Genomic DNA, 19,798 nt, shown 5'->3' on the forward strand with positions numbered 1-19,798 from the left:
ACCATGACCATCACCACGCGGCTGACCATCGCCCGCCACGGACAAGCCCGGTGCAACGTCGACGGCCGCGTCGGCGGCCCCAAGACCTGCACCGGGCTCACCGACCACGGACGCTGGCAGATCGAACTGCTGGCCGCCCGACTCGCCGACCAGCAGCGCGCCGGTCCCGCATTCGATGCCCTGCATTCCGGCCCCCGCCTTCGCCTGCAGGAGAGCGGCCAGATCCTCGCCGACGCCCTCGGCTTGCCCCTGGCCACCGACCCCGGGCTCGACGGCCCCCACCACGGCCAAGCCGACGGCATGCTCTGGCACGATGTCGAGGACGCCTTCCAAGGGGCCCCGCGAACTCATCCCGACCGGCCCTACGCGCCTGGATCAGACACCTGGAACAACTACCTCACCAGAGCGACCGGCCACCTGGCCACCCTCCTGCAACGCTACGAAGGCCGGCACGTTCTGCTCGCCGCCCACGGCGAAACCATCCACGCCGCCTACCACCTCCTCCTCCAGGTCCCCACCGAGACGAGTGCGCACACAGACCTCGGAACCCACCACGCCGGCCTGACCCTCTTCGAGCACCACCACGACCCGTACGGAAACCAGTACTGGGTCCTCGCCTACCTCAACGACACCGCCCACCTCAACGGCCCCGACCGTTCTGAAAGCGAGCGATAACCCAGCTAGTACTCCAGCAGTACTTCGTGGCTTGACCTGGGGAAACGTGGAGCGGTGGGATTGTAGCGGGCAGGGCGCTGTCATGGACGGCTTCTGCCCGCGGGCCCCTCGAAGGAGTGCCCACGGCGGCGGTAGTGGCAGCGGCGGGCCACCGCTTGGCGTCGGCGGCGCCAACGCGACCAACTCAGCGCGTGAATGCGGGCGCGGGGGTCTCGGGGTGCGTGAGCTGCCAGGAGTCGCCGCACTTCTGCCACAGTGAGCGCGATGACCTCGGCATCCTCACTGGTGGGTCCCCCTTTTCGGCTGCTTGCGCGCTCATCACGGCGAGGAAGGCGTGGGCGAGCATGGCGAGGGTGATGTGTCGGTACCAGCCGACGTAGCGGCGGACCTCGTACTCGTCCAGGCCGCATTCGTTCTTCGCCGCCTGGAAGCACTCCTCGATCGCCCACCGGGCACCGGCGACGCGCACCAGCTCGTCCGCTCCGACATCCAGCGGTGCGTAGCCGAGGTAGTAGGCGATCTCGTCCGGCCGGCTCACGCTGCGCCGTGCCAGCGCCCACCGTCGACGGATCAACACACCGTCCTGGTGGTCGTACTCGGCCACCGGGCGCAACTGGACGGCTGCCCAGTCGTACTCGCGCTGCCCCTTCGCGCCCGCCCCGCAGGAACGGCGTTCCCACGCCTGGTCGGGGGCCTGGTCGAAGACCATGTCGATGCGTGGGCCGGCCAGGGAGAACTGGGACTTGGGGACGGCCAGGACGTAGCCGACGCCGGATGCTTCCAGCATCCGGCGGAAGCGGTTGTCCTGTCCATAAGCGGCGTCCGCCGTCACCCAGGCGATCGGCAGCGGCGAGGACAGCGCCCTGCGGACGATCGTCGCCGCCAGGGTGTTCTTGGTGGCGAACTCCCGCTCTTCGGGGACCTTGGCCGCGCGGCAGCGGTCCGGTTCGTCGGTCCAGGACTTGGGCAGGTAGAGCTCCCGGTCCACCAAGGCGCGGCCGGCCGTGCTGGCGTAGGCGGCGAAGACGCCGATCTGGCAGTTCTCGGTGCGGCCGGAGGTGCCGGAGTATTGCCGCTGGACGCCGGCGGAGGTGGTGCCCTTTTTCAAGAATCCAGTGTCGTCGAGGATCAGTACTCCGTCGGGGCGGCCGAGGTGTTCGGCGACGTAGGTCTGCAGGTCATCGCGGATGTCGTCGGGGTTCCAGCGGGCGCGGGAGAGTAGGTGCTGCAGACCGTCGGGGGTGGAGTGGCCGGCGTGTTCGGCGAGCTGGTGAGGTCGGACCGGGGCGCCCGGCCGACGTTGCCGTCGGTGGGTTTCCCCGGCCCGCCTCCCGAACCGGACGTGCCCGATTTCCAGGCATCCGGCTCTCCACAAGCCCTCTCAGGCAACCGCTTCGCGCGCGGTCCCGCTGGGCCACGGTGAGGGGATCTTGGTTCCGCGATACAGGTAGCGGTTGGTCCGCACCTTCGCGGCCTTGAACAAGACCACCTCGCCATCGGCGGGCCACCATCGGCCCACACAGTAACGACGGCGCAAGGTCTTCCAGTTGGTCCGGCGGTATTTGCGCCGCAGCCATCCGAAGACCTGTCGCCAGGTGAAGGCCGACAGGTACTGGAAGGTCGCAGACGACACGCCGTGCCGGAAGTACGCCGTCCAGCCCCGCAGCACCGGGTTGAGCTGGTGCAGCACGACTGCCAACGGCAGGTTCGTGTCCTGTCTGCACAACGCCTTGACCTTCTCCTTCACGGCCTGGAGGGCCTTCTTGGAGGGGTAGAGATAGACGTAGTGCCTCTGGGTTCCCCGCTTGCGATGACGCTGGAGACGCCACCCGAGGAAGTCCAGACCCTCATCGATGTGGGTGATCGCTGTCTTCTCCACCGACAGGCGCAAGCCCATCGGCGCGAGGACCGCCGCCACCTCCGCACGCATCTTCTCAGCTGTCAACGGTCATTGAGATGCCCAGGTAGGTGGCCGTTGGAGGCCCAGGCTGGTGGCCATCAGAAACCCAGGCGTGTGGCCAGTGGTGTTCCTGGGGTGGGGGGTCAGTTCAAGGGGACCACTCCCTTCCCGGCGAGGGCCTCAGCGAGGCGATGTGAGTCGCCGGAGGTGGTCACGAGGTGAGCGTGATGCATGAGGCGATCGGTGCTCGCGCCCGCGAGAGTCTTCGGCATGATCGTGTCGAAGCCCGAGGGATGAATGTTGCTGGTCACCGCGATAGAACGGCGCTCATAGGCGGCATCGATGATCCGGTAGAACGCCTCGGCGGCGTCCTCGCCGACTGGAAGCAGGCCAATGTCATCAATGACAATCAAATCGGCCCGGCAGATCCGGGCGACGGTCCGTGCGGTGGACCCGTCGACCTTCGACTTGCCGATCGCGGTGCTCAGCGTCTCCAGGGTGAACCAGGACACCCGCATGTCCTTCTCGATCGCGGCCTGGGCCAGGCCCTCGGTGAAGTGGCTCTTGCCCGTCCCCGACGGGCCGGCGATCACCAAGTTCTCGGCGCGGCCGATCCATTCCAGGGTGGTGAGGGAATTCTGGGTGGGTTCGGGGATGGTGGAGTCCTCGGCCCGCCAGGAGCCCAGGGTCTTGCCGGTGGGGAAGTTCGCCGAGTGGCGCCGCAGGCGCCGGGTGGCCGCGTCGCGGCCGGTGACCTCCTCGGCTATCAGCAGCCGCAGCACCTCGGCAGGGTCCCAGCGTTGAGCTCGGGCGGTGGCCAGAACGTCCGGGGCCGCCTTGCGCATATAGGGCAGACGCATGCGGCGCATGAGCTTGTCGAGTTCCTCGGGGATCGCGGGCGGGTTGGGAAAGCTCATGGGGGTGCCGTTCTCTTATGAGACGTTCGGTCAGGATTCGCTGGTGGGTGATGTGTTGGGTCAGCGGCCCAGGGCCTGCCAGCCACTGGTTCCGTTCTGGACGGAGTGGGCTTCGTCCGCGCGGACGACCTCTCCGGCGGGCTTGCTGTCGGCGATGTGTCCCAGGATCGAGAGCAAGTCGTCGTCGGCGAAGCGCCCGGCTGTGGCCGCCAGCCCCAGGGCCTGGTCGACTCTGTCGTTGCCCAGGACGGCGGCCAGCTCGACCGCGCGGGCCATCTTGGCGCGGATGCGGGTGGCGCCGGCGGGTCCGGCTTCCTTGAGCCAGCGCCCGGCTCCGGGGCCGATGCCCACGAACGCGATCTCCGCTTCCGAGCGGGGCCGCAGCCTCGGCTGGTGGATGCTGCGTCCGTCGGGATGGTCGGGGTAGTGCTCGTCGATGATCTGCGGAACACCCGGGGTGGAGAGCTCGTGGCGCCAAATCTCCGAGAGATCACCGGAGTTGGTGCGGGCGGTGATGGACAGTTCCTCGCCGACCACCCGGCACCACACCCTCGCGCCGGTATATCCCGGCGGGGTCGAGTAGCGCACCGAGTTGAAGCTGATAGTGCGGTCCGAGCCGACCAGCCGTTCCTCGCCCAGCGCGAGCGCGAGCGGCTCGATGGGCAGGACGTGCAGCGTGGTGCGTTCGACGTCCAGACGGTCCGCAGGTATCTGCCCAGTCGCCCGGTGGCGGCGCGAGTTCACCGCATCGCACCAGGTCAGGCAGGCATCGGCGAGCTCGGAGAAGGTGTCGTAAGCGGCCAGCAGGTTCGCATCTGTGGGCACCAGGTCGGCTTTCGCGATACGAACCGTCGCTTCCGCGCCGCCCTTCGATTCGGGGTCGTAGGGCACGCAACTGACCACTTGGCAGCCGTAATGCCGGCCCGCGGCGACCATCTGCGGATGACGTACCGGGATCCCGGCGATGTGCTCGACGGTCACCGTCTTCGCGTTGTCGGTCAGCACGTAGGTCGGCGCCCCGCCGATCCGCCTGAGCGTGGTGTCCAGGCAGGCCACCAGCGTGCCCAACGTGCAGTCCCAGACCGGGATCACGACCCGAAACCGCGACCAGGACAGCCACGCGCAGAACAACCAGGTCCGACGGCCGTCGATGCGCGGACCCTCGCCCCAGTCGAACTGGAGCCACCGGCCCGGCTCGGGAATCCACGGCCGGTACGTGCGGCGCTTGCCCGCCTTCCACGCGCTCTTCGCCGCGTTCACCGCCCGCCGCGTCGAGCGTTCGCTGCCCCGGTAGCCCATCTTCACGAGCTTCTCGTGCACCACATCGGCTCGGATCGTCGCCTTCGACTGCTCGACCCACTCCTCGACCTTCTCCCCGAACGCGTCGATCATCTTCGGCCGCGGCTCTCGCTCATAGGGATTGCGCCCGCCGTTGCGGGCCTCGACATACCTCTTGACCGTCTTCGGGTCGTGCCCCGTCAAGGTCGCCGCCGACCAGACCGTCCCGGTCAGGTCGTACGCCTCAAGGATTTCCATAATCTCCGTGTCAGACTTCGTCACAGGACCTCTCCGGCCGGTAGCTGATGCGTGCAAACACCAGCAAACGGGCGGAGGGGTCTCCTCCAGTTAAGGAAGTGATCAGGAACACCACTGGTCAGACGGCCATCCACCTGGACTTCCGGTGGCCATCAGCCTGGACTCGGCTGGCCGCACATCTGGACTTTGCCACGGCCGCCGTCACCTGCGACAGCAAATAGGCCCGCACTGCCGGATCAGGGCACCGCTCCAGCTGGGACAGCGCCGCAAGCACTGCGGATCGCGCCTGCCGGTGGTGGCCCAGAGCCGTAGCCTGGGCACTGAGAGTGCGGTTCGCGCCGTGAGGCCCGATTCGCGATGAGGTCTGGGTGAGGTGCCCTGCTCGGTGGGGTGGGCGGGTGTTTCAGGGGCGGGGTTGGGCGAACAGGCCGGGCTCGGGCTCGGTGAGGATGCCGCGGGTGACCAGGCGTTTGAGTTTGGACCGGATGCCCTCGGTGTTCTTCGGCAGTATCGGCAGGTCGAGGGCCTCGCAGATGTCGCGGGCCCGCATCGGACCGCCGGCGTCGGCGAGGGCGGTGAGGATCTGCTGGTAGGCGGGGTGTTCCGGTACCTCTGCGTGGGGTGGATCGTCGACCGGTGCGGGTGCGGGGATGTTGAGGAGGGTCTTGCGAGTGATCTGCAGATTCTCGCTCTCGGTGTCGAACTCGCGTAGGTGGGCGGTGAGTTCGGCGATCTGGTCCCGGAGCCGTCCGGCCTGCTCGCAGACTTCGTTCTCGCGGGCCTCGACGTAGGCCAGTACGGCCTCGACCTGGGGGATGTCGCTCACGCGGTCCTCCAGGAGGGGAGGGTGATGCCGGTGAGGCGGCGGGCCATGACCGACGTCATCGCCCAGAAAACCCGCGAGCGGGAGGAGGCGAGCCGGTGTTCGTAGTCACGCACGAGACGGCGGTAGAACATCAAGATCCCGTTCGTCTGTTCCACGATCCACCGCTTGGCCTGCGGGACGAAGCCCTTCTGGGCCGGGTTGCGCTCGACGATCTCGACATCGATGCCGAGAGTCCTGCCGTGGTCGACGACGCTCTTCTTGAGCCCTGGCCGACCAGGGCCTTGACCACCGTGTCGGTCTGCGCGGCCACACCGTTCAGCAGGGCGATGCCGGCAGCGTTGTCGTGCGCGGACGCCGGCAGGACGGCAGCCTCAACGACCAGGCCCAACACGTCCACGGCCAGGCATCTCTTCCTGCCCGGCACCTTCTTCGCAGCGTCCTTGCCCGTCGTGTCGGCCGGGACGCCGACAGCCGCGTGGATGCTCTGGGTGTCCAGGACCACCAGACTCGGGTCGGCTAATCGCTTCCGGCTCTCGCGCAGCTGCCAGCGCAGGAGGTCGTGAACGCTCTGGTCGGTGCCGTCGTCACGCCAGGCGGCGAAGTAGTAGAACGTCGCACTCTTCGGCGGCAGATCGTGCGGCAGATACTCCCACTGACAGCCGGTGCGGTTCTGGTAGAGGATCGTGTTGACGATCTCCCGCATCGCGTATTCACCCTGATGGCCGGTGGCCGAGGGATGCTCGGCCTTCCAGGCGCTGATCACGGGCTCGATCAACTTCCACTGCTCGTCGGTGAGATCACTCGGGTACGGCTTGCGACCACTCATCCCACAACCCAAGCGAACCCCGAACGCCCGACCGGCGCCAATGCTCCAGCGTCACCCCATTGAGCGATACCAAAACCGGCATCCCAGCGCGAACCGCACTCTTACAGCCTGCCAGGGCTTCCCCGGAGGGGTTGGGACCATCCCCGCGAGCGCGGGGAGCACGTGGCCGAGGAGCAGCAGCGCCTGGCGGAGTTGGGACCATCCCCGCGAGCGCGGGGAGCATTTCGCACTGGCAGTGCCACTGCCTTCAGTGATGGGGTCATCCCCGCATGTGCGGGGAGCAGAGGCCGGGAGCTGCTGCGGATTTGCAATCAGCACACGGTTTCTGAGTACTTCCGCCGAGGGCGACAAAGGGACCATAAGGTTGAGGCCGCATTCTCGCGCTCGCCTAACGGCCAAGGCTAGCCGCGTACCGCGCGATGTGCGGACACTTGCCCGGTCGCCCCTTCCTGTGGGAGCCCAGTGGTATTTGCAGGCCTTGGCGCGCCCGGCGTTACGGGGCTTCGTGGGACCATCCCCGCGGGCGCAGGGAGCAGGAGACCGCGGTGCGGATGCTCACCGAAGCCGGGGGACCATCCCCGCGGGCGCGGGGAGCAGGAGCCGCGCGTCGCGGCGTAGACGTCGGCCTTGGGACCATCCCCGCGGGCGCGGGGAGCACGCCTTGAGCAGGGCGATGGCGCGGTAGACCCCGGGACCATCCCCGCGGGCGGGGGGAGCAGTGACTGGCATGGGGCCGACCGCCAACTTCGCCGCGGCCGGGGGTGGAAGCCATGCGGTTCGTGTGTCAGCGAGTCCACTCCTTGAGGGAGGCTGCGATCTCGCGCACATCGACTCGCCCGGCGGCGACCTGCGCGACGAGGTCAGTGGCCTCTTTGGTCGTCACGCTGACCTGATACCCGGAGGCGTGCAGGTAGGCGCCTGCGACCGTAGCGGCGAGCAGTTCGTTGGAGTGTTCCAACGCGGGCACGCGCACCAACTGCTGCAACAGTGCGGCGGCCCGGTGGTGGGCCTGGTCATACACGGGGGTGTCAAGCACACGGAAACCGTGCCGGGCCCGGGCAGCCTCGAGCGCGCCCCAGTCCACCACCTCGGGGTCCCCTGGGAGCTCCTGGTGCGCGATGTCGAGAAGCCAGGGCAGATCGATCTGGAGAAACATGGAGTGCGCGATCAGGCAGCGTCTGCGCTGTGGCCGGCTGGGCCGCCGAAGCGCTCAGCGAAGCCCTCGGCATGCTCGCTGACGAAGGACCGGGCGCCTTCCGCGAAGCGGATCCTGGTCAGGTCGGCGTCCAGGACCTGCCCGGCGTAGGCCTCCGCGGCCACATGCTTCGCCGCAGCGGCGCGCTGCAACTGCTCGAATGCCTCGTCGCTGATCTCAATACGAATTTCCCGGGCCATGCCCCCCACGGTAGCGGTCCGCCCCCGGGCACGGCAGAGGAATGGTCCACGGCAACCACGCACACGACCATGCCGTGGGACTGGCCCCGGCCTGCCGGGTATCGGCCACGGCGCGTACGTCCGGATCTCAGCACCACCCCGGTACTGCTCTGCTGGTGGTGCACGTTCACCTGTACGTCGGCAATCCCCACGCACGCGGGGAGCAGGCCTACGGTTCCCCAGTCCTCTGCGGTCGCCAGCGACCATCCCCGCGGGCGCGGGGAGCACAAGTCCTCGATGGCTGACAGCATCTGATCCACGGGACCATCCCCGCGGGCGCGGGGAGCACGGCCCTCCACTGTCGCGGAGGCTCGCACCCACGGGATCATCCCCGCGGGCGCGGGGAGCACAGCCCTGCCGAGGACATCGTGGCCGAGCTCGGGGGATCATCCCCGCGGGCGCGGGGAGCACGCCGACGCGCTTCGGCTCCTTCTTGCCGCGCTCGGGATCACCCCCGCGGGCGCGGGGAGCACTTGGCCAGCTCGTGCATCGCGGTCGCGTCGCCGGGATCACCCCCGCGGGCGCGGGGAGCACACCGTCGCGTCGCCCGCCCGGAGGCGCCGCTCGGGATCACCCCCGCGGGCGCGGGGAGCACTGAACGATGCGTTGGTATGGCTGCACGGACTGGGGATCACCCCCGCGGGCGCGGGGAGCACTCGGCGACGCGCTGCGCGCGGCGTTCGTCGCTGGGATCACCCCCGCGGGCGCGGGGAGCACAGCAGGTCAGTGTCGCCCGCGGCTTGTTCGACGGGATCACCCCCGCGGGCGCGGGGAGCACGCCTTTGCGGGGCTAGAGACAAGGTGATCGGCGGGATCACCCCCGCGGGCGCGGGGAGCACGGTGTGTTCTGTACTGCGCTTTGTACTGGCGTGGGATCACCCCCGCGGGCGCGGGGAGCACGTCCTACCTCCGGTCACCCCACGGACGCAACGGGGATCACCCCCGCGGGCGCGGGGAGCACAGCCTGGGCCGCTCGCGCGGCGTCGTCCTGTGGGGATCACCCCCGCGGGCGCGGGGAGCACCGTGGGGGAGCTGAGCCCGCAGCGCTTGCGCAGGGATCACCCCCGCGGGCGCGGGGAGCACTCACCCCGCCCCAAAACCCGGCCACCAGGACCGGGATCACCCCCGCGGGCGCGGGGAGCACAAGCCCAGGTGGAGATGCTGGACCGCTTCTCAGGGATCACCCCCGCGGGCGCGGGGAGCACGACCGTCCTCAATCCACAGGGTGGGCCGACGTGGGATCACCCCCGCGGGCGCGGGGAGCACCCGGGTGGCGGCGTCTGCAAGGGCACGACGATGGGATCACCCCCGCGGGCGCGGGGAGCACCACGAGACGGCCGTCGAGCCGGTCCGGCCGCAAGGATCACCCCCGCGGGCGCGGGGAGCACCGTACGAGACCCTTCCCCTGTCCCGCCACAGCGGGATCACCCCCGCGGGCGCGGGGAGCACCCACGCAAGGTCTGCTGTCGAGTGTAGGGGAGAGGATCACCCCCGCGGGCGCGGGGAGCACTCTTGGTACACGCGGACCGGCGCGGTGGACGCGGGATCACCCCCGCGGGCGCGGGGAGCACTGCGCTGCGCGCATGGCAGGGAATGCCCCCGCGGGATCACCCCCGCGGGCGCGGGGAGCACAGTCGCTCGATCGAGACGCTGCCGGGCAGGACGGGATCACCCCCGCGGGCGCGGGGAGCACTACACGCCGGAATCCATTGTCGATTTGACCTTGGGATCACCCCCGCGGGCGCGGGGAGCACATCTGGCGACCGCTCACGAAGCGGGCCACGGCGGGATCACCCCCGCGGGCGCGGGGAGCACAGGCCGACGACGAGCCCGGCCCCGGTGACTCCGGGATCACCCCCGCGGGCGCGGGGAGCACCCCCTTTGTGCCTGCCCCCTGTTCGATCACCTCGGATCACCCCCGCGGGCGCGGGGAGCACGCGACCCGAGGGAGGCAGAGCCGACCCGCACGGGGATCACCCCCGCGGGCGCGGGGAGCACACTTGCCGACCTGCGGGTTTCAGTCGGCGATGTAGCTTTTTCGAGTACTTCCTTTGAATCCGGCATTCGTCTCATAGGCCCCATTTTGATGTTCATCGATTGCCGAATCTCCGACGCTTCGACGCCTTGCTCCATCCCCGGGGCGGTTCTGCCGGTGCTTGGGCTGGTTTAGGGGCGGGGCGGTGGATGGAGGGTGAGGCCGTCATGGTCGATGGGGTCCCATTTGTGATCGTGGGTTCGGAAGGTGTAGCCCTGCTCGGTGTTGGTGGTGTGGGCGAGGAGTGCTCGGCCCTGGTCGGCATACTGGCGGACTTCGTCCCACAGGATGTCCCGGATGCGGGCGGACGGATCACCGATGAAGACGCCGGGGGAGATCTCCAGCAGCCAGCGGGTGAGGAAGCCTCTCAGCCCTGCCGGACAGTTGGTGAGAACGATGACGGTCACCAGCCGGTCTCGTCACCGTAGTTTGTACCGGAGGGCACCTGCTGGTCATGGTCGGACTGCAGAGTGACGTGGTCTATGTCGCTGTCCACGATGGCGGTTTCAGGGTCGGCGCCGGGCGGCAGCAGGAGTCCCTTGATGTCGGAGACGCAGCGGTCCAGGAGACCGAGCTGGTGGATGCGGTCGCGCAGGGCGCGGCGGGTGCGCGGGCCCGGGTCCTCGTCGGATTCCGCTGCAATGTCGAAGGCGAGAGGGATACCGATCTCCGTCTTGTAGAGGTCGGCGATGTCCAGGACGAAGGACAGTTCGTGGCCGGAGTGGACGAATCCGAGTGCCGGTGAGCAGCCGAGCGCGGCAACGACGGTGTGGGCGATGCCGTACATGCACTGGGCGGCCGCGGTGATGGCTTGGTTGACGGGGTCGCCGGAGGTGAAGTCGCCGGGTGCGTACTGGCGTTTTTTCCATTGGACCCCGGTGCGTGTGGACTGTGCGCGGTAGCAGTCCTTGACGCGGGTGCCCTCACGTCCGAGGAGTTCGTGGCGGGTCAGGCCGGCGGTGTCTTCGTCGGGGAAGCGCAGGCGGTACATCGCACGGGCCACGTCCAGGCGGGTGCGCCGGTTGGCCCAGGCGCTTGCCTGGGCCTCGGCCAGGGCGGAGGAACGGGTGAGGGCGCGGCCACTGGCGTAGAAGCGCACGGCGTGTTCTCCGACCCAGGCCACGGCGGCGCCGCATTCGCCGAGGACGCTCATGGCCTGATGCGTGATTCGGGTGCCGGGGCCCAGCAGGAGGGTGCCGATGGCGGCCGCGGGGATGTGGGTGGTGCCGTCGGCGTCCTGGGCGGTGATGGCGTTGGCGTCCCGGTGGACGGTGCAGCGTTCGAGGTAGGTGAAGGAGAAGCGGTCCGCGACGCGTGTCAGCTCGCGTGGACTGCTCGCCGCTCTGCGGCCGACGGTTTCCGTCATTGCTTACCCGAAAGGTGCTCGCCCGAGGGTGCGAGGGTCATAAGCCCGCACCCGTACGCCTTGGCCTTGCCCAAGCCTGCGGTGAGCAGCCGGCGCAGGGCGTGGGGGTCGGTGACTTCCAGGCGGCCGTCGTAGGTGACGGTCGTGATGGTCACTCGTCCCTTCTCGCCGCGCTTGGCGAAGTCGAGTGCCCGCTTGTCGCTGACCGTCACCTGGTGGGTGTCGCCGAATTCGGTGTGCTGCTTGTCGGCGGGTTTCTCGTGGATGCGGAATCCGCCGGCCTCCTGGCGCTGGAGGAGCCAGCCCAGTTGATGGCGTGGGGTGAGGTGGGCGGTGCGCTTGGTGGGGACGCCTTCCTGGTTGCGGATGCTGTGGACGGGGTTGGCCGTGAGGCGGAAGTTCCAGGTGCCACCTTTGTCGAGGCGGGCGAGGAACGGCGCGTAGTCGTAGGTGGTCCATCCCCGGGCCTGCTCGGTGGCCGCTGCGGGCCAGCCGGTCTGTTCGACGAGGTGGGTCAGGTCGGGGCGGGTGGGTGAGGCGACGAAGAGGTGTACTTGTGCGGTGGCGGCCCGGTCGAGACGCCACAGGACACGCGGGGTGTCGGTGGCGGTGGGCAGCAGGTCGGGGAAGGACGACATGACGGCGGCGTGCGTGGTTTGGGGTGAGGACAGCAGTCGGCGGGACTGTGCGCGTGCGGTGTTGACGCGGAAGCGGGTGAGGTACATCAGGCGCTTTCCAGGTGGCTGACGGGGTCGTGGGCGGGTCGCTCCCGGTGGGGCCGGGCGCAGGGGTTGGGCACGCTGACGGTGGAGGTGTGCACCGTGCGCAGGGCGTACCTGCGGTGGCGGGGGTCGAAGCTCAGCGGCTGGTCGCGCAGGGTGTCCGCGGCAGCGCCGCCTCCAATGGAGGAGGCTGTGGCTGTGGCGGTGGCGGTGGCGGGGGAGGGGGAGGGGGAGGGGGAGGGGGAGGGTTCGGTCAAGGTGGTGAGGGTGACCTTCGCGTCGTGCCGGCGCTGCTGGTACCAGTGGGAGGCCCGCCATGGCTCGGTGCGCAGGGCGTCTTCGAGTTCGGCTCCGTCGTGGACGGTGAGTTCGAGGGGCCGGGAGGGCGGGCAGGAGCGGCGTCCCAGGAAGGGCAGGTATGCGGGGGTGCGCAGGGCGGTGTGGAGTGCGGTGAGCAGGTGGTGGTCGCCGCTGACGGCGGCGACGAAGACGGCGTCGGCCAGGTAGTAGCGTTCCGACAGGGGCATGGCGGCGGTGGTGTCGCTGTGGTGGGCGGTGTGGAAGTCCCGCAGTTGGGTGCCGGGCTGGTCGATGCGTACGCCGAAGCGCAGGGCGGTCAGAGCGCTCAGGTCGGCGTTGCGCTCGAGGCCCTGGGCTGCGGCGAGCAGCCCGATGACGCCGCTTTTGGTGGGGGCGTTTTCGGTGGTGCGGCGGCTGGCGAAGCGGGATGAGGTGCCCCATGACTGCAGGGGGCCGGCCAGTTGCAGGGTGAGCACGCTCATCCGCGCTGCTCCAGGCGGGTGGCGACGGCGGCGCCGGCGGCTTCGACCAGCTGGGTCAGTTTGGTTACCTCGGTGCCGAGTCCGGAGAGTTTATGGGTGGCGGGGCCGACCTGTAGTACCCAGGTGTCGGTGGTGGTTTCGTCGCCGTAGGCCTCTTCGATGGCGGGGATGTAGTCGGCCAGGCGGGTGCAGGCGGCTTCCATGTGGCCGCCGTCGTTGTCCGCGGTTACGGGCTTTTCGAAGGCGGTGACGAAGCTGACGGGGCGTGAAGAGCGGAGCTTGACGATGACGGCGTCGGGGAGGGTGTGGTTGCCGAAGGTGTTGATTTTTCCTGTGGGCAGGGAGGAGATGAAACCGGAGAGGAACGCCTCCACTGCCCTGCGGACGGGAGTGGCCGGGCTCTGGTTCTCGTCGGGGCCTTTGCCGAGGTTGCGCTCGAGCAGGTCGACGTCGAGGGCGGCGTACCGGTAGAGGGTTGCGGAGTTGAAGTCGACCGTCCCGATCATTCCGGCGCCCGGTTCGGCGTCGGAGTTGTGGTCATCGACGGCTGTGAAGTAATCCGACTCGTTCTCCACGCGGTGCACGCTCAGCGCGTGGGCGACCTGCGCGGCGGCGTCGACGTTGATGTCCGCGGTGTCGGCGACCATCCGGCCGAAGAGTGCGATGTCGACGGAGTGCTTGGTGTTGGCGAGTTGCTTGGCCCGGGCCTTGTTGTCCTTGTTTTTGAAGAACGTCTCGTCGTCGGCGCCCTTGACCGCGAGTTCCGCCAGGGCGTCGAGCTGGCGCGCGCTGAGGAACATCAGGTAGGAGGATTCCGGTGCGGGGGCGGGCTCCCCGTTTTTCTTGGCCGCGACTGCTTTGCGCTGGGGCGGTTCGATCTTGGAGCCGGTGGCGTTGAACAGGACCTCGGCGGCCAGGGCCCATGCCTGGGGGCCGTCGATGGCCGGTGCGAGCGCGGTGATGCGCGGGGCGAGGAGTTCGGCCACGCGCTTGGTGCGCACTCCCAGTTCACTGGCGGGCAGCAGGTCCTGGAACGTCTGCCGGGTGGCGCGCTTCCACGCCTGGCTGGAGACCCGGGCCCGGACCGTCCCTCCGTAGACGGCCGTCTTGGGCGCCCCGGTGTCGTCGCGGTTGACATTGCTCGGCGGGACATTTTGCAGAGCGTGTACGTCGAGAATGATGCGGCTGGTCACGGGGCGTCCTTCGGGTCGGTCTGAGCGGGAGTGCGCGAGGAGTCGTCAGTGCTCTTGGGCGGGCGGTAGGCGTGGAAGGAGCGGCCCCACGCGCGGCGCACCTCGTCGCGGCCGCCGGGCCGCTGCCAGATGTAGAGCTGCTCGGCGAGCAGCGCGTAGTCGAGGCTGCGGTCCTGGCCGCGCAGCAGCGGGACGAGTTCGCGCAGCCGGGCGGCGAGGACGGGCAGGGTCGGTGCGCTGCCTGCCCGGACGAAGCGCTTGCGGACGGGCTCGTCGAATTCGCCGGGGGGCATCAGCCGCCGTACCGCCGTGCCGAGTTCGTCTCCGCCGGTGTGGTGCATGGCGGTGCCTCGTGACTGCTGGTGCAGGGCGTAGAGAGTCAGCGCGGTGAACACGGCTGCTTCGGCCTCGTCGTGCCGGACGCCTGGCGTCGCGTAGAGCAATCCGGTGTCGAGCAGGCCCCACAGGTCCGGGATCGTCGCGGCGTCCTTGCCGGCGCCGCGGCGCAGCCGTGCGAGGGCACCAATCGCGTCGGAGCGGTCGTTCAGGTACCCGTGCTGCAGGCGGCTGATCTCGGTGCGGACCACCTCGGTGACCGGGGCCGTGTGGGCTGTTCGTGGGGCAGGCACCGCGGATGTGCGGCGCCCGGTGGGTGCGGTGGTCATGCGGGCACCTTCGGAGATTCGGGACCGGGCAAGACATCGGTCGTCGGGGGCGGGGTGATTGCTGCCGTCTCGGAGGTCTCCGGCGTCTTGGTCCCCGACGGGCTGGGACCGGAGCCGTCGGCGGTCGCCGATTCGTATGCCAGGGGGAGGCACCGCTTGAGCCGGAAGCGGAACCACAGTTCCGCGGACGCCGTGTTCAGCCACGCCTGGCCCTTCGCCTGGTCGACGACCCGGCCTTCCCAGGCGGCTTCGCCGGCGCCGGCCAGCTGTTCCTCGGCGAGGCAGCTGCTCTCCCGCCGGGCGGTGCGCTGCCAGGCGACGCGCCGCTCGTGGGCGTTGACGCCGGGGTGCAGGGCCGCCAGCCAGTTCCGGTAGGGCCCGTCGAGCGCGGCGAACCCGCAGTGGCGGGCCGTGCTGCGCCCGGAATCGGATTCGCCACCGGCGGCGTGGGTGAGGTCGGTGGCGAGGTCGCCCAGCGCGGTCACCGCCCGCTCCGCGTCAGCGACCGCGTCGATCGCCTCCTGGGCCAGCCGCTGGTCGCTTTCACCGAGCAGCACGACCGCCATGGCGAGCGCGTCCTCGGTGATCTCATCGATGACGGACTGCTGGGTTCCGTAGACCGCTCCGCACGTCCGGAGGCGGATCAGGGTCTGCTTCGGCAGCACCCGCTCGGTGGTCAGCCGCGCCAGCCAGACGACGACTGCGGGCCGCACCGCCGACGGGGCGTCGCCGGCCGCAGCCGTGCTCTGGTCGCGCGGAGCGATCAGCGCTTCCAGGCCGCGCCAGGCCGAACGGGACGGGTCGTGCTCTCGGGGCATGTAGACCAGCGGCCGGCCCAGCTTCTTCTCCTGCGCGGCGCTGCGCCGCCAGCCCGTCATGGGCTCGCTCTCCTGCATGTTCTGCTGGGCGAGCGGGTCGCCGTAGGTGAGGACCACCCCGTGGACGGATGCCGCATCGTGGTGGAGGCGGATCCGGCGCGACTGCCAGGTGTACAGGTCCCGGACCCCGGCGGGCCGGCCGGCGGTGTCCGCGGCACCCGGTCCGCACGGGGGGCGCCGCCAGGCCGGCAGGTCGGCCCCCGGGCCGTCCGCACTCCGGCTGTCCGCGGCGATGAGGTTGAGCAGGAGCGTCTCGCGCAGATCGGCGCCTTCGGCGGTGATGCCGCCGAGGTTCCCGGCCCACCCCACGCCCTGGGGGTATGCCTTCCCGCCCTTGACCCGAGGGTCGCCTTGGACTCCGGTTTTGATGCCCGAGGTGTCGTAGGCGTGGGCGTGGACCACCCAGCGTGCGGCCTCCGCGAGCGACAGCTTCTCGACGCCGGGGAAGCGGGTGGTGAAGAACGGGTGGCCGTTGGGGACGTCGGCGACGATCCGGTTCAGCCCAAACACTTCGTCCTTGGCGGTGCGCAGATCGGCCACCTGGAAGAAGGGCTGCACGGGGTGGAGGAGGTCGAAGCGCTCCCGGTGCTGGTCGAGGTAGCCGGGCACCGTACTGAACGGCTCGTCCCCCTCCCACAGTTCAGCCCAGTCATCGAGGTCCCGCGGCCCGTCCAGGGCGTCGTGGAGGATCGCGAGGAGCAGGCGCAGCAGGGCGAAGTCCTGTGTGGGGACGTCGCCGGCGAGACGGCGGATCTCCCGGGCTTGCGCGAACACCTCGCGCAGGGATAACTCCGTCTCGGTGCCGTCCAGGAGCAGAACGGGCAGCCACGGCCGGTCGGTCAGATCGAAGGACGCCTCTTTCTCGGGGTGGTCCGTCGCCGGTGCAGGGTCATCCCTCACGCCGTACCTCGAGTCCCTCTTCGTAGCTGTACTGGATTGCGTAGCCTGCCAGTTGGGTCTGACAATCGGCCTGAACCGGGAGAATCAGCTCACCGGCGAGCCAGGGGCTCTCGTTGCTCTGCCAGGCGGGGACGCAGAACGCTTCGAGTTCGGCGATGACCTGGTCGATGATCCGTGGCTGCGACAGCTGCAGGGGCAGTCTCAGCCCGCAGGCGGCTGCGGCCTTCGCCGCGCGCGGTGCGGGCACCGCGTCCTGCGGCAGGGGCAGCCCGCCGCGCCCGCCGCCTACCCAGTCGACCGTCGTCAGCGTTCCGTCCGCGAGTCGCTGCACGACGATCACTTCCAGGCTCTCCTGGCTGTCGCGGACCTGCGCCCGTCCGGCGCGGGTGTCATCGGCGTCCCCTGCCCCGCCGCCCAGCCAGCCGATAAGAGAGCGCCCGGCTTTTCCCGCCGCGGCCAGGCGGAAGGTGTTTGCGCGCATCTCCTTGTCGGCCAGGGCCCGGTGGTGCGCTTCCCGGGCCTCGTCCCATTCCTGCGCCCAGCCCTGCGGGCTCTCGTCCGCGTCGCCGTAGGCCTGCTGGACGAGCGGGCTGATGTCCTGCGGAAGCCGCACGGCGGGCGCCTGTTTCGCCGGCGCTCCTGCCGCACAGACCGTGCCGGGTAGGTACGGTGCGAGGGCAGCAAGCGAGCGCAGCAACGGGTAGCGGCCGTAGACGAGTTCCGAGCCGCGTACCGGCTTCGGAGGCGACTCGCCCCTCCAGTCGACTCCCGTCAGCAGGCAACGCGCGGTACGCAGCCGCTCCGGCCGGTCGGCACGTGGATGGCGGTGGAGTCGGCCCATGCGCTGCAGGACGAGGTCGACGGGCGCCAGGTCGGTGATCAGCAGGTCGAAGTCGACGTCCAGTGACTGCTCGGCGACCTGGCTGGCCACCACGATGTGCCGGGCGGGCCTGGTAGCGGATGAGGGCCCGAAGCGGCGGATCAGGTCGGCGTCCTTCTTCGCCCGGTCCAGGTCGATGAACCGGGCATGTGCGACGGTGACATCCGTCGGGCCGAAACGCTCCCGCAGTGCTTTCGCCGTCTCAAGGACGCGGGCGACCGTGTTCCGGACGACCAGGGCGCACCCGCCGTCGACCAGTTCGCTCTCCAGCCGGTCGGCGAGCGCGCCCAGGTCGTCCTCCAGTGCTTCGAGGCGTACGAGGCAGCCGCGCCCGGACGCCAGGGGGGCCTCCTGGACCGGCGGGTGACCGGGGGAGACCGCGGTCAGCAGCGGGTAACCGTCCGCCTTCTCCACCGCGGCGAAGTCCGCGTCCCCGGGCCCGGACCCGGCGTAGGCGGCCGCCAGTTCCCGGCGCCGGCCGGCCGGCAGCGTCGCCGAGAGCACGACAACCGGCACCCGGTACTCCCCGAGCCAGGACAGCACCCGATCCAGGTAGGCGTTCATGTACGTGTCGTAGGCGTGCGCCTCGTCGATCACGACGACCTTGCCCGCCAGCGCCAGGTGCCGCAGGGCAAGGTGGCGGCTCTTCAGTCCGGCGAACAGCAGCTGGTCGATCGTCCCGACGACGAACGACGACAGCATGGCCTTCTTCCGCCCATCCAGCCACTGATGAGCGATCAGTTCCGCGGGGGAGGACCGTTCCCCGCCACCGGGCACCGGCATCTGGCCCTCACCGCCCTGGTCCACCGCGGTGGGGCGCCGCCAGGCGCCGGCTTTCAGCGCGGAGAAATCCTCGTTCAACGCCGCTTTGGAGTGCGCCAGCCGCACCGTCAGCCGCTCGCCCTCCTCGGCGGGAAGGCGGCCAAGCCAGTCACGGATCCGGGAGAACATCGCATTCCCGGTCGCCATGGTCGGCAGCGCGAAGAACACCCCGCCCGCTCCGGCGCGCGCGGCCAGGACCTCGGCCGCGGCGAGGGCGGCCTCCGTCTTCCCCTCGCCCATCGGCGCCTCGACGATCACCAGACCCGGAACGGCCATCTCCCGGGCCATACGCACGACCGCCTCCTGCACGGGACGCGGCCGCGCTCCGGCTGGCAGCGTGAACCGGGAGGCGAACAAGTCCTGCACTGACACCTGCGGCACCTCAGGGCACCACGGCTCCGGAAGATCGAGAGCGGCCCAGCCAGCCTCCACTCTCTCCTCCTCCGTACGGGAGACGTCGTCGGGGAAGTAGGGGAAGAAGTCCCTGTTGCTGGCGATCCAGTCAGCCATGATCACCAGCGCCGACAGCAGCACCTGCACGGTCTGCGGCAACTTCACCCCACACCAGTCGGCGAGCCGCTCACGCACACCGAAATCCTCGGCGCACGCCTCCAGCAGCTCCCGCTGCACCTGCTGCCACGCCTTCTCGGACGGCCCCTCGGTACGCAGGAAACCAGGATGCATATCGAGGTCATGAACCTGCGGATAGTCCGGCGGAGCCCCGTGATGCCCGCCCACGACGACCGCGAACTGCGAAGTCACCCGTCCCGGCCACCCGTGAGTCTCCTCGAGCCACTCCTGGAGCAGCAGTTGCCCGGCCAGAGCGTGCGGAGCCAGCCGGCGGTCCGGGCCCATCTGCCGCTGCGTCGCCATCTCAAGCCCAGCGCGGCGCATGCGGTCGGCGAGCGTATCGACCTGGCAGGCGAACGCCGGAGTCGCCTTTCCGATGTCGTGAACTCCCGCTAGCCACACCGCCAGACGCCGGCTGTCCTCGGTCCCACTGGGCAGCGGAGCGGAAACGATCTGCCGCACCCGGTCCGGCAGCCACCGGTCCCACAGCAGACCGGCGACGGCGGCACTGTCGGCCATATGCCGCCACAGCGGCAGCCAACCGTCATCCGCGCGCTCGTACTTGGCCCACACCGTTCGGGCAGTCGGCGACAATGCCTCGCTGGCGAGTCGCCGTCGACCTGCACACTCATTCATCACGTGAGCATCAAATTGCATCCCCTGAGCTCACGTCAGGCGATCGCCGGTTTCAGCCCGTAACCGCCGACCATGCGACCATCAAGCCACCAACGAATGAGAACCATGACGGCCCTGCCTGTGCCCACAGATCGACAACGCCTTCGATGCCCCCAGTCGCAGAAATGCGCCTTATGAAGGAAATGCCGGATTCAGTGAAGGTGCTCGAATGCACGGCACCGCCATCCAGAACCCG

Annotated in this window: 15 protein-coding genes, 2 pseudogenes and 1 CRISPR repeat array; of the genes and pseudogenes, 1 reads left to right on the plus strand and 16 read right to left on the minus strand. The window is 69.6% G+C overall.

The window, feature by feature from the left end:
- Window positions 1–3 precede the first annotated feature (3 nt).
- Window positions 4–675, plus strand: a complete 672-nt coding sequence (locus tag ABCR94_RS34025) for a histidine phosphatase family protein (RefSeq protein ID WP_347124807.1) — start codon at window positions 4–6, stop codon at window positions 673–675.
- Between the two features lie 184 nt (window positions 676–859).
- Here the strand turns inward: ABCR94_RS34025 and ABCR94_RS34030 are convergent, their stop codons facing one another.
- The 16 genes and pseudogenes from ABCR94_RS34030 to cas3 form a co-directional block, all read right to left on the minus strand.
- Window positions 860–2,050: an IS701 family transposase gene (locus ABCR94_RS34030; protein WP_347124808.1), complete on the minus strand. Its 1,191-nt coding sequence runs from the start codon at window positions 2,048–2,050 to the stop codon at window positions 860–862.
- Window positions 2,051–2,056: 6 nt separating this feature from the next.
- Window positions 2,057–2,620: a group II intron maturase-specific domain-containing protein gene (locus ABCR94_RS34035; RefSeq protein ID WP_347124809.1), complete on the minus strand. Its 564-nt coding sequence runs from the start codon at window positions 2,618–2,620 to the stop codon at window positions 2,057–2,059.
- A 98-nt stretch (window positions 2,621–2,718) separates the two neighbouring features.
- On the minus strand, window positions 2,719–3,492 hold the full coding sequence (gene istB / locus ABCR94_RS34040; RefSeq protein ID WP_347116964.1) for an IS21-like element helper ATPase IstB: 774 nt from the start codon (window positions 3,490–3,492) through the stop codon (window positions 2,719–2,721).
- Window positions 3,493–3,552: 60 nt separating this feature from the next.
- Entirely contained in the window at window positions 3,553–5,028 is a 1,476-nt protein-coding gene (istA, locus tag ABCR94_RS34045) for an IS21 family transposase (RefSeq protein WP_521976416.1), read from the minus strand.
- Between the two features lie 403 nt (window positions 5,029–5,431).
- On the minus strand, window positions 5,432–5,854 hold the full coding sequence (locus tag ABCR94_RS34050; protein WP_347124811.1) for a hypothetical protein: 423 nt from the start codon (window positions 5,852–5,854) through the stop codon (window positions 5,432–5,434).
- Window positions 5,851–6,680, minus strand: a pseudogene (locus ABCR94_RS34055) (IS5 family transposase). The gene ABCR94_RS34050 and the pseudogene ABCR94_RS34055 overlap by 4 nt, the downstream one beginning before the upstream one ends.
- A 784-nt stretch (window positions 6,681–7,464) precedes the next feature.
- Window positions 7,465–7,836 carry a fic family toxin-antitoxin system, toxin component gene (locus tag ABCR94_RS34060; RefSeq protein WP_347124812.1) on the minus strand — a complete coding sequence of 124 codons (372 nt, stop codon included), beginning with the start codon at window positions 7,834–7,836 and terminating at the stop codon, window positions 7,465–7,467.
- Window positions 7,837–7,847: 11 nt separating this feature from the next.
- Complete coding sequence (locus tag ABCR94_RS34065; RefSeq protein ID WP_347124814.1) at window positions 7,848–8,075, minus strand: hypothetical protein; 228 nt, start codon at window positions 8,073–8,075, stop codon at window positions 7,848–7,850.
- Between the two features lie 238 nt (window positions 8,076–8,313).
- Window positions 8,314–10,112: a CRISPR direct-repeat array (repeat unit 29 nt; unit sequence GGGATCACCCCCGCGGGCGCGGGGAGCAC).
- A gap of 92 nt (window positions 10,113–10,204) precedes the next feature.
- Window positions 10,205–10,556 (minus strand): annotated as a pseudogene (gene cas2e, locus ABCR94_RS34070) (type I-E CRISPR-associated endoribonuclease Cas2e).
- Complete coding sequence (gene cas1e, locus ABCR94_RS34075; protein ID WP_347124816.1) at window positions 10,553–11,515, minus strand: type I-E CRISPR-associated endonuclease Cas1e; 963 nt, start codon at window positions 11,513–11,515, stop codon at window positions 10,553–10,555. The pseudogene cas2e and the gene cas1e overlap by 4 nt, the downstream one beginning before the upstream one ends.
- A complete protein-coding gene (gene cas6e / locus ABCR94_RS34080) occupies window positions 11,512–12,240 on the minus strand; it encodes a type I-E CRISPR-associated protein Cas6/Cse3/CasE (protein ID WP_347124818.1) in 729 nt (242 codons plus the stop codon). The genes cas1e and cas6e overlap by 4 nt, the downstream gene beginning before the upstream one ends.
- Complete coding sequence (gene cas5e, locus ABCR94_RS34085) at window positions 12,240–13,019, minus strand: type I-E CRISPR-associated protein Cas5/CasD (RefSeq protein WP_347124820.1); 780 nt, start codon at window positions 13,017–13,019, stop codon at window positions 12,240–12,242. Before cas5e ends, cas6e begins: the two co-directional genes overlap by 1 nt.
- Complete coding sequence (gene cas7e / locus ABCR94_RS34090; RefSeq protein ID WP_347124821.1) at window positions 13,016–14,212, minus strand: type I-E CRISPR-associated protein Cas7/Cse4/CasC; 1,197 nt, start codon at window positions 14,210–14,212, stop codon at window positions 13,016–13,018. Before cas7e ends, cas5e begins: the two co-directional genes overlap by 4 nt.
- The gene (gene casB / locus ABCR94_RS34095) at window positions 14,209–14,877 is read right to left on the minus strand and encodes a type I-E CRISPR-associated protein Cse2/CasB (protein ID WP_347124822.1); all 669 of its coding nucleotides are present in this window, start codon (window positions 14,875–14,877) and stop codon (window positions 14,209–14,211) included. The genes cas7e and casB overlap by 4 nt, the downstream gene beginning before the upstream one ends.
- Window positions 14,874–16,655: a type I-E CRISPR-associated protein Cse1/CasA gene (casA, locus tag ABCR94_RS34100; protein WP_347124823.1), complete on the minus strand. Its 1,782-nt coding sequence runs from the start codon at window positions 16,653–16,655 to the stop codon at window positions 14,874–14,876. The genes casB and casA overlap by 4 nt, the downstream gene beginning before the upstream one ends.
- Window positions 16,645–19,500 carry a CRISPR-associated helicase Cas3' gene (gene cas3, locus ABCR94_RS34105; protein ID WP_521978449.1) on the minus strand — a complete coding sequence of 952 codons (2,856 nt, stop codon included), beginning with the start codon at window positions 19,498–19,500 and terminating at the stop codon, window positions 16,645–16,647. The genes casA and cas3 overlap by 11 nt, the downstream gene beginning before the upstream one ends.
- Window positions 19,501–19,798 lie beyond the last annotated feature (298 nt).

It is taken from the genome of Streptomyces changchenzhani, from assembly GCF_039766235.1.
Lineage (GTDB): Bacteria > Actinomycetota > Actinomycetes > Streptomycetales > Streptomycetaceae > Streptomyces.